This is a genomic window from Chryseobacterium hagamense (assembly GCF_007991455.1).
GTDB classification, from domain to species: domain Bacteria; phylum Bacteroidota; class Bacteroidia; order Flavobacteriales; family Weeksellaceae; genus Chryseobacterium; species Chryseobacterium hagamense.
The window spans coordinates 97,310-111,917 of sequence record NZ_BJYJ01000011.1 but is presented as its reverse complement, the minus strand read 5'-3'; the positions used below and the strand labels follow the sequence as shown (position 1 = coordinate 111,917).

Genomic DNA, 14,608 nt, shown 5'->3' with positions numbered 1-14,608 from the left:
TTTGTTATTTGTTATTGGTTATTGGTTATTGGTTATTGGTTATTGGTTATTGGTTATTGGTTATTGGTTATTGGTTATTGGTTATTGGTTATTTGATAATAAACAAAGTTCGATATTATTCCGTGATTTTCTGCTAACTGTTTTTACGGTCAGCCGGTTAATTTTTTCAACGCAAAAAATCATTTGACAGTCAAACCTATGAAAGCATAATAATTCAAGACTTCCAGCTTTCTCCATCCTACTTTTACTCCGATTCCCGCTGCTTAGCATTTAATTTCTAAATTTTATCTTTGTATAAATTCAGAATATGGAACATCAGATCAGACCCGCCACTTCAGAAGATTACCCGGGAATTATGGAAATCTGGGAATCTGCCGTAAAAGCGACCCATGACTTTCTTACTGAAGAAGATTTTAATTATTTTAAAGAAGCCATTCCCAATGAGTACCTGCCGAATCTAACCGTGTATCTTATCATCGAAAATGAACAACCCAAAGGTTTTGCTTCCGTTGCAGAAGGAAACCTGGAAATGCTTTTTATTCATCAGGATGTACGGGGAAAGGGATTGGGTAAAACACTATTCCGGTTTATGAAAGAAACTACACCACTTACAAAAGTGGATGTGAACGAGCAGAATCCACAGGCGATCGGTTTTTATGAAAAAATGGGTTTCAGAAAAACGGGAAGATCCGAAAAAGACGGTTCCGGAAAGCCTTATCCGATTATCCATATGAGCCTGTAAAAAACTGCGATCGATAATCCTCATCCGTAAAGATGCCCTGGTCTGATAACAAAATCATTTCGGCACTCATGATTCTTAAAAGTCTCTTAATTCAAGATACTTCCAGCCTCCATCTCCTATCTCCCAGCCCTTTAATCCTGTTTCTATTTCAAATTCACGTTAAATCATTTCTTTCCCCATCACTTCCCGGAACAGTCCTTTGATATGACCAATCTCCTGCGGGTAATCCGTTTTTTTCCGGCAACCGAAATATAAAGTATTCTCCAGTTTTTTTTCACCTTCCCAGATCAGCTTGATCTCTCCGTCTTCAATTTCTTTTTTGCAGAGGAAATCGGGTACGACTGCTACGCCGGATCCTCCTTTCAGGCAGCGGACAATGGAATTGAGGTTGGGAACGATATAGTTAGGACGGAAATCCGGTTTGTGTCCGAAATTCAGGATCCAGAACTGGAAAAGGTGTTCCATATCCCCGGCAGTCCCGTACCATTTCTCATTTCTGAGCCATTCTTCTGCATATTCGGTTCCTTTGCCATGTAAAGCATTTTCAAATCCCTGTACATCAACATTCCTGCCGCCGACCAGAATAATCTGCTCCGATGAAAATGCTTCATGCTGAATATTCGGCGAAATGCCCTTTTTCGGGGTTATAATTAAATCTAAAATTCCTTTATCCAGCTGATCGAGCATCTCCCGGTATTGCCCGAAACTGATGATCAGGTTGAACGGCAGGCTTGAAACATACTGCTCCAAGGTGGTCTGGAAAGTTTCAAAGCACATTCCGACGCTGATGGTCGGCGTCAGCTTTTCAGTGGATTTCTGAAAATTCTTTTCTACCTCTTCCAGCTTGGTCAACGGCTCTGAGATGGCATTGAACAACACCTTTCCCCTTTCCGTAGGGATCATTTTCCTTCCCGTCCGGTCAAACAATTTATAGCCGACATAAGCTTCAAGGGAACTGAGATGCAAACTGACCCCCGGCTGGGAAATAAATAGGGTATCCGCAGCTTCCGTTAACGTACCGGTTCTGTAGATCGCCTTAAAGGTCCGGTACCATTCCAGATTAACCATAGGTATTATTTTTATGATGCAAATTTAATTAAATAATCACAACATTACTATTCAAGAGAATAAATAAAGCAATTTAAGCTGACTAAATTACAATTAAATAATTGAATTTTAATTAATTAATCATTAAATTATTTAAATAATACTTAAGTATAAATTATATTATTTTTCTGATGGTACTTAAGTAAATATCTTTGTCCTGCAAAATTTAAACCATCATCAAGCAATGAAAAAAGTATTGATTATCAATGGAGGACAGAACTTCGGGCACTCCGGAGGAAAATATAACGAAACGATTACGAAAAATACCCTGGAAGTATTAAAAGGCTTTGGAAATATAGAAACACAGATTACCCATGTCGATCAGGGCTATGACAGACATGAAGAAGTAAAGAAATTTGTGTGGGCAGATTATATCATCTATCATACGCCGATCTGGTGGTTCCAGCTGCCGAACGGATTAAAGAAATACATCGATGAAGTTTTCACTGCAGGCCATGCCAAAGGCATCTACCTGAGCGACGGCAGAAGTTCTGAAAACCCTGAAATCAATTACGGAACCGGCGGAATGCTGGGCGGAAGAAAGTATATGGTAACCACGAGCTGGAATGCCCCGGAAACGGCCTTTACCCTTCCGGGAGAATTCTTTAATGAAACCAGTGTGGATGACGGCCCGCTGTTCGGATTTCACCGGATGAACGCTTTTGTCTCCCTGGAAAAACTGGAAAGTTTCCATTTTCACGACGTGGAAAAAAACGCCGATGTGGATCGCGATATGAAACGGTACCGCGAGCACCTTACCGCCGTGTTGGAAAAAGAACTGAAACCGTATTTTGCCTGAAACAGGATGAAAAAGATACTGATTACCGGAATTACCGGATACATCGGCGGAACCATCGCCCAAAAGCTCCTGGATAAAAATTATACCGTAACCGGACTGGTCCGTAACGAGGCTCACACCAAAGAACTGCACACGATCGGAATTAAAACCGTTACAGGAAGCATTCATGATGAAGCGGTTTTGCAGGCGGCTGTCTCCGATGCGGATGCCGTTATCCACAATGCCGATTCCGCAGATGACGCTTATGCGGCAGACAGCATCATCCGTGCATTGGAAGGAACGGGCAAGACTTTTATCTTCACGTCCGGTTCAGCGATTTTCGGAGGAAAGGAAAACGGAGAAAGAAATGATTTCGTGTTTACGGAAGATTTCCCGCTGCAGCCGAGACTGGAAATGGCTTCCCGGGTTCTTATCAATCAGCATATCCTACGGTCTGCCCAAAAGAACGTCAGAAGCATCGTTATTGTGCCCACGATGGTCTATGGAGAAGGTCTGGGCCTGAAAAAAGACAGCATTCAGCTTCCTGCACTCGTCAGCTTCTCGAAAAAGAAAGGATTCGGGGCTTATTTCGGGAAAGGGGAAAACATCTGGTCGAATATACACATTGAAGACCTGGCCGATCTGTACGTTCTTGCTCTGGAACAGGCCAAAGCCGGATCTCTGTATTATGCAGAAAACGGTGCTTCAACGATAAAAAACCTGGCAGAAAAAATAAGTGAGCGTTACAATCTTCAGCCTGCCCGGTCGGTCACCGTTCAGGAAGCGGTCGATACCTTCGGACCTGCCGGAGGCTATTTCGGTTTTGCTTCCAACAGCCTGTGCCGCTCGGATAAGGCCCGGACGGAACTGCACTGGAAACCGCAACATCAATCGATCGAACAATATATTTAAATTATGAAAGTTTACCTTACCGCCATTATTAGGGCCAAAGAAGAACACCGTGAAGAAGTTTTGGAAACGCTTCGGAACATGGTCAGAGAAACCATACAGGAGGAAGCCAATGAAGGGTATACGCTCCATCAGGGAATTGAAGACCGCAACGCGTTTGTATTCTATGAAATCTGGAAAAGCGAGGAAGGGCTGGCCCGTCACAATGAACAACCCTACATCAAAGCTTTCGGCGAGCTGGCTGCCGAAAAGCTGCAGGAAAAACCACAGATTTATATTACGCAGGCCATTTAATAGGTTGAACTCCTGAAAACAGGAAACCGAAAGCATCATCAGGATCTTTGGTGCGGAAATTTCATATTTTTATTAAACTATCTGAATATGAAGCTTTTGAAAAACATGCTCACCGTTTTGATTTTTGTATTGATAAATGCTGTTAATGCACAACAGAAAGACCGGTGCCGTTACCTCAAAACCCCGACCGGCTACCTGATGGTGCTCCGCCAGGGGGATGATGTGCTGGCTCATATCGGAGATCTGGCCAAAAAGGAAAACATTCCTTCGGCCGGTTTTACCGGAATCGGTTTTGCTTCGGAAGTGACTTTCGGGTTTTATGATTTTCAGGCTAAAAAATTTAATCCGAAAACCTTCAGCAAAGTGGAAATGGGAAGCCTGACCGGATCTGTTGCATGGAATGAAAAAGGGCCATCCATCCATCTACACGGCATAGCTACCGACGATCAGTTCAATGCCTACGGAGGCCATATCCTTTCGCTTTATGTCGGCACCGGCTCGATGGAAATTTATATAACCGTCAACGACCAAAAGCTGGAACGGAAAATAGAACAGCCGCTGAACGCCAACGTCCTTCAGCTCAGCTGCCCAAAATAACAAAAGCGCTTCTCTTACCGGGAAGCGCTTTTAAAATTAAAAAATACACTACAGTCCGCTCTTATCGATATAATAATCTGTGAAGATCTTGCAATCTGCAGGAAATTATCCTGCAACCGCCATGTGCGTGGAAATCGCAATCCGGTTCCACATATTGATCGCGACTGCCGCCATGATGATATCTGCAATCTGGGTTTCGTTGAAAATCTGTTTTGCTTTTTGATAGGTTTCCTCAGTAAGCCCCTTGTGGCTGATCAGGGTAACCTCCTCGGCAACAGCTAAAATGACCTGCTCTTCTTCAGTATATAATTCCCGGGCATCCTTCCAGGCATTCAGAAGGAAAATCCGCTGTGGCGTCTCGCTATACTTCAGGGCATCTTTGGTATGCATATCGAGGCAGAAAGCACAGCCATTGATCTGCGAAGCCCTGATCTTGATCAGTTCTTTTTGGATCGGGGTCAAAAAACTGTTCTGAAGGGCTTTTTCCATTCCTGCTCCGGCCTGGTAAGCGGCGGGATGTACCTCATCCATGTTGAATCTTGTACTCATTTTTATTTGTTTAAAAGTTCTGAGGCAAAGTTCCCATTTCCGGATGGCAAAAATCTTAAACGGGTTTAAGAAATGAGATTTTTGGATACTGATGAAGTTGGAATACGCAAAGGCGCAAATCAAAGGGATAAGCATAATGTTTTAGGGCGCAAAGAATTTGACGATGTCAAATTTTAATACCGCTGAATTCCGGATTCGATCTGTGTCATCTGCAAAATCGGCGAGTGATGATGTTTCCGGTTATAGGAAAACGATCCTACGTAATCCATAATTTTATCAGAGATAAAATCCTTAAGACTTAAAAAAATGAAGCATCCAAAACCTCTTATGGCTTCACGTTTCCCAACCCTTTACCTTACAACCGCAGTTTTGCCCGGATTTCACTTAAATATTCCGGGGTGAATCCCAGGAAGGAAGCCACCAGATACTGCGGGATCCGCTGAATAAACCACGGATACAAGGTGCTGAACTGAATATAGGATTCTTCTTTGGACAATTCGTATAGGTACCGGATTCTACGTTCCGCAGCAGCCGAAGACCGCTGATAAACCATTCTGAAATACCGCTCCATTACGGGATGTTTTTCCAGCAGCTTTTCCCGGTCCTGGAAATCAATCGCCAGAACCACAGACCGCTCCACAGCCTGAATCCCGAAATCCGTTTTCGACTGCCTTTCGTAAGCGAAAGTATCGGTGATCCACCAGTTTTCAATGGCAAATTCCGTAGTCTGCTCAATGCCCTTTTCATTGATGAAAAACTTTCTCAGACAGCCTTTTACCACAAAAAATACCGAACGGCAGACTTCCCCTTCACACAGCAGATTTTCTTTTTTCTTCACTTCCAGCACCCGGAAGTAAGAAAGGACAGAACCCAATTCTTCCTCACTGATATGGATGAACTTTTCCAGATGCGCCCTGAATGCTTCCATGACTAAAATTATATCACCAAACTTACTTAATTTTACTACGCACAGGAAATAAAAATCAAAGATTTTTTAAAACTTTTACGGACTTATAAGCATAAATAATTAACTTTAATATCCAGCATTCTCATCTTTTGCGCCTTTTGCAGTTAATATAAATAAGCAAGTTAAAAGTAAACGATAAATTCATGGAAATCATAGCCAAAATCCTGACCGCCGCCGTTGCGCTCGAACACCTTTATATCCTGTGGATGGAAATGTTTGCCTGGGAAACCAAAGGAAAAGAAGTTTTCAGAAATGCCCTTCCGGCCGATCTGTTTAAACCCACAAAAGGCCTGGCCGCCAACCAGGGACTGTACAACGGGTTCCTCGCAGCCGGACTGATCTGGTCCCTGCTCATCAAAGATCCGGAATGGCAGACGAATGTGGCCCTTTTCTTCCTTGGATGTGTAGCCGTGGCCGGAATTTACGGAGGCATTTCCGCCACGAAGAAAATCCTTTTTGTGCAGGCATTACCGGCTATTCTGGCAATGGTGGCGGTGTTTCTGAAGTAAGAATCAGGGGTTCTGAAGGGCTAGTCAAAATTTGTAATAAGTTTCGGCTAAAGCCGACTTAAATGACGTTAGATTAGAACGGGTTAAAACCCGTTCCTATTGATAATTACCTTTACCTTTATGTTTATAACGATTCAATTAAACGCAAAGATTAATTAAGGCAACGGTTATTTTAAGAAGGCAATGGCAGATAAATTTGCTGCGCGAAGCGAACGTACAGCTTCTTCAATCAGCCTGCTGATTCACTCTTTGCTCCCTTAAATTACGCATTAGGAAAATAAAAACTTTGCGTTAAAAAATGAGACATTAGGATTTCCTTTTGTTCTGATTTTTAAATTTCTTTTGAAGATCGTCAATTTCTTTTTCGATCTCCTGAAGTTCTTTGTTGTCAAGCTTTTTGAATAGGACTAATAAATCAATCTCCAGGAAATTGCAGAGTTTGGAAATGATCCCAATAGTTGGATTAGTCTTGCCTCTTTCCATCCTGCCAATGTGATTGCTGGATAAATCAAGCTCATTTCCGATTTGGAATTGTGAAAGACCTTTTCTCAGTCTGTGTAATTGAAAAAGTTTACCGATCTGATATGTTAACTGCTCTAATTCCCATTTATGCATTCCGTAAATTTTAGGCTTTCTGAAGTTTTTCACCAACACATATATGTTATTTTAATAATTTTTTTTACATTTGATAATACTACCAGGTTAGCCGAATGCAGCCATTTGTAGAAAAACACAGCCAGAAACAGATAAAACGATTTGGCAATGTAACTTCAACTAAAAAAAAAATAAAAAACACAAAAACCTTCTTCCTATGAAAAAGAAAAAAAGAGACTTCGAATCCCGGTTCTGGTCCGGCACCCGGAAACATACCGCAATGGGATTGCTGGAAACGTTCTTCCAGTTTAACGATCTGGCCCCTGTAAAAGAAGCACTCACCGTTATGATGCAGTGTTCGGTACAGAAGAAAATGCGGATTACCGATCATCCTGCCGAAGTTTTCCAGTTGCACCAGTCGTTGCGTTCGCTGGTCCGTGCCGGTCATTTAATTTCAACCAAAGCAAAGAAATTGATGGCCAATGCTCCTTCGGAATCCCGATTTTCAAAATTCACAGGTTTGCTTTCAAATGAAGAATATCAGAATCCGGTTCTTGTATTCCAAAAAGCTTTTGAGGTCTGCAGCCTGAATGAATTTGAATATTTCCTCGCCTCTGCCGTTTACTTTTCACTCGGAAAGGCCCGGTGCGGGCAGGAAAAGAAGATCATCCTTCCCTACATCCAGCTTATGAAAATGTTAGAAGCAGCTTATCTTATGACAGAGCACACACTGAAAAAGACCAGAACGGGTTAAAACACGTTCCAATTGATAATCGTTTTGCGCTTAGACTCATTTTAAGGTATTGATAACTTAATTAAACGCAAAGATTAATTAAGTCCGCGTTTATTTCAAGAAGGCAAAAGCAGATAAATTTACTTCGCGAAGCAGCTGTTTTTAATACACCTTCATAAAAGCGTTAAGATAAAACATCCGCTTCATCAATCAGCTTACTGATTCATTCTTTGCTCCCTTAAATTATGCATCAGGAAATAAAATCTTTACGTTAAAAAACACAATATGCCTTCCGGAATAAAATTATAAGCTCCATAAAGTTAAAAGCTCATACTGATTTAGTAACATCAAAAGCCATACTATTTTACAACCTTAATTTATTGTCATTCAGACAACAATTCACCCGTTTCGTAAAGCACTACAATTCAATTATTTACATTTAATAAAATCCATTTAATTTAAATTCCGTAAATTTGCAGAGCCAATAATCTATAAAGCAATGCTTTTTATTGGCGTGCGTTTTGTCAAAATGTAGAAAATTCCAGTTGTATAGTCCGCCTATCTGATCGTTATTCTAAGGATAATGATCATCTGTTTAAAAAGAAATTTTTCTTTTCTGATCTTCTTTAAGAAGTAAAATCTGCAACTTTATATAAGCATCACGTTTTATATTTTTATTTGCATCAAGGTTCAGTCACCTTTCAAAGGATATTATTCAACGGTTAAACCTGAATACAGATTAAACGTTTAACTTATTTCGTCTAAATCTATACTGCATACAAAACATCTGATATGAATACAATTGAAAATAAAAAGAAAGTAAAACTTAAAGTCGAGGATCTCACGATTATCTTCGGCAAAAACAGAGAGAAAGCCCTCGAACTTCTCGACGAAGGCTTTTCGAAAAAAGAAATCCTTGAGAAAACCGGCTGCACGGTCGGAATCAACAGAGCGAATTTTGAGATTTATGAAGGGGAATTCTTCGTGATCATGGGTTTGTCGGGAAGCGGAAAATCCACGCTGTTGCGCTGCCTGAACCGGCTGAATGAGCCGACTTCGGGAAAAGTCTATATCAATGACGATAATATCACCGGTAAAAACAACAAAGACCTGCTGGAAGTACGGCGGACGGAAATGAGTATGGTGTTCCAGAAATTCGGTCTCCTGCCCCATCATACGGTGCTGAGCAATGCTGCCTTTGGACTGGAAATCCGCGGTGAAGATAAAGCTTCCCGTGAGGAAAAAGCACAGAAGGCTTTGGATATTGTCGGTCTGAACGGTTTTGAAAACCAACATCCGTCACAACTGTCCGGAGGGATGCAGCAGCGGGTCGGCCTGGCAAGAGCATTGGCCAACGACCCTGAAGTCCTGCTGATGGATGAGGCTTTCTCAGCTTTGGACCCGCTCATTAAATCGGAAATGCAGGACCAGATGCTGGAACTCCAGGAGACACTTCAGAAAACCATTGTCTTCATTACCCATGACCTCGACGAAGCCATCAAGATCGGCGACCGCATCGTGATTATGAAAGACGGGGTGATCGAGCAGATCGGGACCGCCGAAGATATCCTGACCAATCCGGCCAGCGATTATGTGAAAGCCTTTGTGGAAAAAGTAGACCGTAAAAGCATCATCACCGCAAGATCTCTGATGTTCGACAAACCTACCGTAGTCCGCTTCAGAAAAGACGGTCCGGAAGGCGCGCTCCGTAAAATGCGGACAACCGGGCTGGAAAACTTACCCGTAGTGGATTTCCAGAATACCTTCCTGGGATTTGTAAAGCTGGATAACATCCTGCAGATCGCCAAAAAGAAAGAGCCCACCGTAGAATCGGTAATTAACAGCAATGTCCCGTCGGTATTTCCGGAAGCTACCGTGGAAGAAATGCTGCCGCTGATTTCGGGAAGCAAATCCTCGATTGCCGTGGTAGACGGAAGCAACAAATTTCTGGGGCTGGTGACGCAGCTGTCGCTGGTGATCGAAGCCACAAGGTTCAACAAAGAAGAAATCATCGAACTAAAAGAAATCGCCAACAATCAATAACATCCTATGCATAAAATCATAAATATAGGGCAATACGTGGAAACAGCCGTCAACTGGCTCACCGACAATGCCAAACCTTTTTTTGATATCATTAAACATATCGGCAACGCTTCCATTCTCGGAATCGAATGGCTGCTGACCAACACGCCGTTTTACCTCATCATCCTTCTTTTCACCCTGCTTGCCTGGTGGAAGTCCGGAAAAGGAACCGCCCTGATGACCGCCGGTGGATTAACGATGATTTTCCTGATGGGATTCTGGAAAGAAACGATGGAAACCCTCGCGCTCATTTTCGTAGCCACGCTTACGGCGCTGCTTCTTTCGGTGCCACTGGGAATCTGGGCGGCGAAAAACAAACTGGCGGCAAAGGTGATCCGTCCCATGCTCGACCTGATGCAGACCATGCCCGCTTTCGTCTATCTCATTCCGGCCGTGTTGTTTTTCAGCATCGGTAAGGTACCGGGTGCTTTTGCCACCATCATCTTCGCTATGCCGCCCGCGGTCCGGTTAACGACACTGGGAATCGATTCGGTTCCGAAGGATATTGTGGAAGCGGCACGGGCTTTCGGAGCCACCAACCGCCAGATTTTATTCAAGGTCGAACTTCCTTTGGCCATGCAGACCATCCTGGCAGGAGTGAACCAGACCATTTTATTATCGCTTTCCATGGTGGTGATTGCCGGAATGATAGCCGCCGGCGGACTGGGTGAAAAAGTACTGGAAGGCATCAACAACCTGGATATCGGACTGGGATTTGAAAGCGGACTGTCCGTGGTGATTTTGGCCATCATCCTCGACCGCATAACCCAGGGATTTGTAAAGAAAAAAAAGTAAAATGAAACATTTAAAATATATCATACCCGTTTTTTTAACCGTTATTGCAGGTATGCTGATTTCCTGCAAGCAGTTGAAAAACTCCAAATACATCACCATCGGCATGGTAGACGGCTGGGCGGAGGATGTTGCGATGACGCACGTTGCCAAAGCCATCCTTGATGAACAGGGCTATCATGTCATCATCCAGAAAGCCTCTACGGATATGATCCTGGCCTCGATGAACAATGAAGACACCGACCTTTTCATGGGCGTCTGGCTGCCTTATACCCACGCCTCAAAAGTCAACCGGTTCCCCGATCTGAAAGTTCTCGGAACGAATTACGATGCCGGCCGCATCGGTCTGGTGGTTCCGGAGTATGTTCCGGTAAACTCTGTCGCAGATTTGAACCGGTACAAAGACCGGTTCAACCACCGGATCATCGGGATCGAAAAAGGAGCCGGACTCACGACTGCTGCCGACAAAGCGATCAGGGACTATCAGTTGGACTACAGCCAGGTAAATTCTTCCACCATTGCCATGATTACGGAGCTTCAGAATGCGATCCGGCAAAAACAATGGATGGTGGTAACGGGTTGGCAGCCGCACTGGATGTTCGGAAAAATGAAACTGAAATTCCTGAAAGACCCGGAAAAAACATTCGGCGACGCAGAGCAGATCAAGACCTACAGCCGGAAAAGCTTTGCCAAAGACCATCCGGAACTGGCAACATTCTTTTCCAATATGTACTATACCGATGCAGACATGACGGATCTTTTAACCAGGATGGAATACAGCAAAGACAAGGAAAGAACAGCCAAATTATGGGTGAAGAATCATCCTCATCTCATCAGCTCATGGCTGAAGAAAGATTAATTACCGCAAAGCCAGACGAAGGTTTCTGAACATTATGCTGCTTATTTTAAGCTAAACAGGCGCTTTGCCTATCAGGGAAATATAAAGTAAGAAATCTTGTATTATTTGGCTAAGTGAAATCGGAGATTCGACGGAGTCAAATGCTTTTGTTAAACTTTACAGGTATTCAAATGGATTTATTATTTGTTTAGCCCTGCGATAAATTAAAATCTGTGCAATCAGCCCAATCTGCGGGAAAGGATAAACGTCTTAAAAATCCGGAATTTCCAACAGCTTTTTCTTCAGTTCTTCAGGAAGAAAAATTCCTTCATGGTATTCGATGAGATCCTGATTTTTATCTAAAATGATCCACAGCGGATAGACCGGCCGGCTTTTGTTCCTTGATAATGCCAAAGCCAGTTCATGAATCCCGGAATTGCCGTTTGAAAAATAACGAAAGGTTTTACCCTGAAGCCTGATTGTTTCCATTGTTTTCTCTGCTTCGAACGGGATGAAATAAAAATGATCATTAATGAATTCCAAAAGCGGTTGATCTTTGTCCAGTTTAAATTGTTCAACCTTACAGACCGAACACCATTCCGTATAAAGATGAATAATAGTTGGCTTCGGGTTTCGATGCTGCCAAATTTCCCAATCTGAGAAACCAACAGTCCTAAGCTGGCAGAAACAGAAAAACGGAATTGTCATTAAAAAAAGGCTCATTAATTTCATAAAATATTTTTTGACTTTGTAAAGATTGAAACCGGATGACGGGTTGAAAGTGGCTTCAGTTCCGCTCAGCCACAGTACCGAATTGAAAATCTTTGATTTTCTTCTTATGTGCTCTAAAATTTGCGCAACGCAAGCAACTAAAATCTAATGTGACTCATGTGTTAAAGAGCTTTTGTGGCTTTTGTGGATAATATTCTTCGGTTAAAGTTTAATTCATCTGCTTCAAAGTATACTTTACGCCCAGGAATCCCCGGATTCTCTGCATCGGCGCATAACCGTAGGTTGTATCGAACGTATAGCCGTTCGGGTTGGTTACCGGATCATTCACAGTCCGGTCGAACGGATCGAAAGGACGCATCAGCGGATCTTTAGGGGTAAAATTGAAAAGGTTCTTGACACCGCAGTAGACTTCAAATCCGGACCTGAAACTTTTGGAAACCTGGATATTGGCCAGGGAATACCAGGGAGAATATTCCGGGCGGTAATCGTCGGGCAATACCGGGAGCCGCATCGGGCCGTAAAACTGGCCGGTAAAATCAATGGCCAGATCATTCGGAAACCGGTAAGTCAGGTTGTAGGTTCCGCTCCATTTCGGGGCATGCAGCTGCTGCGATTTTTCCCTTTCATCATCAAATTTCTGGTAAACATCAAGATAGGTTACGCCTGCATTCATGCTCAGCGGAAAACTGAAACTGTAATCCACATTTAACGAAGCCCCCCTCGAAATTCCGTATCCGCGAAGGTTGTCGTAAATGATCTTTCCCGGATCGGTATCGAAATCCCCGACAATTTTATTGCTGAAATAAGTATAGAAAGCCGAAGCGTCCAGATTGATCAGCCGGTCACCCGCCGGAATCTTCCAGATATAGTTCAGGTTTCCATTGACCGATCGTTCCGGCTTCAGTTCAGATTGGATCACCACTTCCCGGGAACCCGTCAGAGCAGCATGGTCTTCCGTAAACAGGTTGACCACCCGGAAGCCCGTTCCGAAATTGAACCGCAGCGTATGATAAGGATTCGGGGAAAACTTCCAGGCAAAACGCGGCGAATGAATGGCATGATGGATTTTATCATAATCCAGACGGTATCCGAGTAACAACGTATTTTTTTCATTGACTTCCCACTGATCCTGGACAAAAGCCCCGAAAATCGGCGACTTCATCGGTTCGTTCTGGAAACCGTCGGCAGATAAGGTGCCGGGAGTGTTATCATCATAGAAGGTTCTTTTGATGGTGACTCCTAAAATAAGATCGTGCTTACCCAGCTTTTTATCCCAATACGTCTGTGCAAAGGCCACTTTCTGGATGGCCAGAAAATGATGGTCTCCGTAAAAAGAATTCTGGTCATGGAAATTATAGGAAAACTGGGTCATGATATTCTCTTTCAACGGCCACTCATACATCCCGAACGCTTCTACCCTGTTGGTGTAAATACTTTCGCCGTAGACCTGATCACTCCCGCGGCAGGACCGGTTCCATTGCATTTCCCCGCCGAAACGGTCTTCATACAGGTACCGAAGGGCAAAGCCGGCCTGCCGGTTTTCTTTCCGTTTGAAATTCCATTTGTTGAATATTGACATCCGGTTCTGTAAGGCACCATCTGTAAAATTGTCATGGTTTTCATCGAATCTCTGGGTAGCATTAAAATAGTTGAGGCTTACTAGCGATGCTGCTTTTTTGCCCAGATTAAATTTTGCTGAAAGATCCACATTATTTTCGTTCCAGGTCGTAGTCATCAGGTCGACGCTGAATTTCGGAGCGGTCAGGGTATTTCTGGTAATGATGTTGATGACGCCGCCCATGGCTTCAGAACCGTAGATCGAAGAAGCCGGGCCTTTTACGACTTCAATCCTTTCGACGAGGCTGTTCGGGATTCCGCTTAATCCATAGACGGTGGAAAGTGAACTCACAATAGGCATCCCGTCGATCAGGATCATGGTGTAAGGCCCTTCCAGCCCGTTGATGTGGATGTCGCCCGTGTTGCACACCGAACAGTTGAGCTGAGGTTTTACGCCGTTTACCATGGCAATGGATTCAAAAATACTGGGCGTCGGGTTTTTCCGGAAGAATTTCTGGCTGTAGATTTCCACTGCTACGGGACTTTTGGAACAGCTGACCGGCTTTAGGGATCCGGTGATGACGACATCGTCAATATCCTTTATTTTAATTTCTTTTTTCTTCTGACTTCCCGACGAATCTGCTTTTAAAGATTGGTTTGTATTCAGACTGTCCGGTTCCTGAGAGGAACAGAAAGTGGAAAACAAAACAACCAAAAGTAATATTTGTTTCATGAAATTAAAATTGTTAGACAAAGCTAACAATTATTTTTTAAAGGAAAAACTTTAATTTGAAATTTATTTAAAATGCTGATTGATTACCTCTAACA

At 43.2% G+C, this 14,608-nt stretch carries 16 protein-coding genes and 1 pseudogene; 11 read left to right on the top strand and 6 right to left on the bottom strand.

Annotated elements, in window-relative coordinates; all coding sequences use genetic code 11:
* Together CHA01nite_RS20840 and CHA01nite_RS12015 are read left to right on the top strand one after the other, a co-directional pair.
* Positions 1–187, top strand: a pseudogene (locus tag CHA01nite_RS20840) (hypothetical protein); the annotation flags it as partial.
* Between the two features lie 120 nt (positions 188–307).
* Positions 308–742 carry an acetyltransferase gene (locus CHA01nite_RS12015; RefSeq protein WP_146941683.1) on the top strand — a complete coding sequence of 145 codons (435 nt, stop codon included), beginning with the start codon at positions 308–310 and terminating at the stop codon, positions 740–742.
* Positions 743–901: 159 nt separating this feature from the next.
* Here the strand turns inward: CHA01nite_RS12015 and CHA01nite_RS12010 are convergent, their stop codons facing one another.
* Positions 902–1,810, bottom strand: coding sequence for a LysR family transcriptional regulator (locus tag CHA01nite_RS12010; RefSeq protein ID WP_146941682.1), 909 nt, complete (start codon positions 1,808–1,810; stop codon positions 902–904).
* 223 nt (positions 1,811–2,033) lie between these two features.
* Here CHA01nite_RS12010 and CHA01nite_RS12005 point away from each other — a divergent pair, with 223 nt between their 5' ends.
* From CHA01nite_RS12005 to CHA01nite_RS11990, 4 genes are all read left to right on the top strand, one after another.
* On the top strand, positions 2,034–2,648 hold the full coding sequence (locus CHA01nite_RS12005) for an NAD(P)H-dependent oxidoreductase (protein WP_146941681.1): 615 nt from the start codon (positions 2,034–2,036) through the stop codon (positions 2,646–2,648).
* Positions 2,649–2,654: 6 nt separating this feature from the next.
* The gene (locus tag CHA01nite_RS12000) at positions 2,655–3,539 is read left to right on the top strand and encodes an NAD-dependent epimerase/dehydratase family protein (protein ID WP_146941680.1); all 885 of its coding nucleotides are present in this window, start codon (positions 2,655–2,657) and stop codon (positions 3,537–3,539) included.
* A gap of 3 nt (positions 3,540–3,542) precedes the next feature.
* Positions 3,543–3,830: a putative quinol monooxygenase gene (locus CHA01nite_RS11995; protein ID WP_146941679.1), complete on the top strand. Its 288-nt coding sequence runs from the start codon at positions 3,543–3,545 to the stop codon at positions 3,828–3,830.
* Between the two features lie 87 nt (positions 3,831–3,917).
* Entirely contained in the window at positions 3,918–4,427 is a 510-nt protein-coding gene (locus CHA01nite_RS11990; RefSeq protein ID WP_146941678.1) for a PPC domain-containing DNA-binding protein, read from the top strand.
* A 105-nt stretch (positions 4,428–4,532) separates the two neighbouring features.
* On the opposite strand, the gene CHA01nite_RS11985 is transcribed toward CHA01nite_RS11990, so the two are convergent.
* Entirely contained in the window at positions 4,533–4,976 is a 444-nt protein-coding gene (locus CHA01nite_RS11985) for a carboxymuconolactone decarboxylase family protein (protein WP_146941677.1), read from the bottom strand.
* A gap of 355 nt (positions 4,977–5,331) precedes the next feature.
* On the bottom strand, positions 5,332–5,904 hold the full coding sequence (locus CHA01nite_RS11980) for a Crp/Fnr family transcriptional regulator (RefSeq protein WP_146941676.1): 573 nt from the start codon (positions 5,902–5,904) through the stop codon (positions 5,332–5,334).
* Positions 5,905–6,086: 182 nt separating this feature from the next.
* On the opposite strand from CHA01nite_RS11980, the gene CHA01nite_RS11975 reads away from it, so the two are divergent.
* Positions 6,087–6,452: a DUF1304 domain-containing protein gene (locus tag CHA01nite_RS11975; RefSeq protein ID WP_146941675.1), complete on the top strand. Its 366-nt coding sequence runs from the start codon at positions 6,087–6,089 to the stop codon at positions 6,450–6,452.
* A gap of 306 nt (positions 6,453–6,758) precedes the next feature.
* Here CHA01nite_RS11975 and CHA01nite_RS11970 read toward each other — a convergent pair whose 3' ends face one another.
* Complete coding sequence (locus CHA01nite_RS11970; protein WP_146941674.1) at positions 6,759–7,100, bottom strand: helix-turn-helix domain-containing protein; 342 nt, start codon at positions 7,098–7,100, stop codon at positions 6,759–6,761.
* A gap of 163 nt (positions 7,101–7,263) precedes the next feature.
* Between CHA01nite_RS11970 and CHA01nite_RS11965 the strand changes: the two genes are divergently transcribed.
* From CHA01nite_RS11965 to CHA01nite_RS11950, 4 genes are all read left to right on the top strand, one after another.
* Positions 7,264–7,800, top strand: coding sequence for a hypothetical protein (locus CHA01nite_RS11965; RefSeq protein WP_146941673.1), 537 nt, complete (start codon positions 7,264–7,266; stop codon positions 7,798–7,800).
* A 771-nt stretch (positions 7,801–8,571) separates the two neighbouring features.
* Positions 8,572–9,822: a quaternary amine ABC transporter ATP-binding protein gene (locus CHA01nite_RS11960; RefSeq protein ID WP_146941672.1), complete on the top strand. Its 1,251-nt coding sequence runs from the start codon at positions 8,572–8,574 to the stop codon at positions 9,820–9,822.
* Between the two features lie 6 nt (positions 9,823–9,828).
* A complete protein-coding gene (locus CHA01nite_RS11955) occupies positions 9,829–10,656 on the top strand; it encodes an ABC transporter permease (protein WP_146941671.1) in 828 nt (275 codons plus the stop codon).
* Between the two features lies 1 nt (position 10,657).
* Positions 10,658–11,512, top strand: coding sequence for a glycine betaine ABC transporter substrate-binding protein (locus CHA01nite_RS11950; protein WP_146941670.1), 855 nt, complete (start codon positions 10,658–10,660; stop codon positions 11,510–11,512).
* 249 nt (positions 11,513–11,761) lie between these two features.
* Here CHA01nite_RS11950 and CHA01nite_RS20835 read toward each other — a convergent pair whose 3' ends face one another.
* Both CHA01nite_RS20835 and CHA01nite_RS11940 read right to left on the bottom strand, forming a co-directional pair.
* A complete protein-coding gene (locus CHA01nite_RS20835; protein ID WP_228458405.1) occupies positions 11,762–11,980 on the bottom strand; it encodes a hypothetical protein in 219 nt (72 codons plus the stop codon).
* 451 nt (positions 11,981–12,431) lie between these two features.
* Positions 12,432–14,513, bottom strand: a complete 2,082-nt coding sequence (locus CHA01nite_RS11940) for a TonB-dependent receptor plug domain-containing protein (protein ID WP_146941668.1) — start codon at positions 14,511–14,513, stop codon at positions 12,432–12,434.
* Positions 14,514–14,608 lie beyond the last annotated feature (95 nt).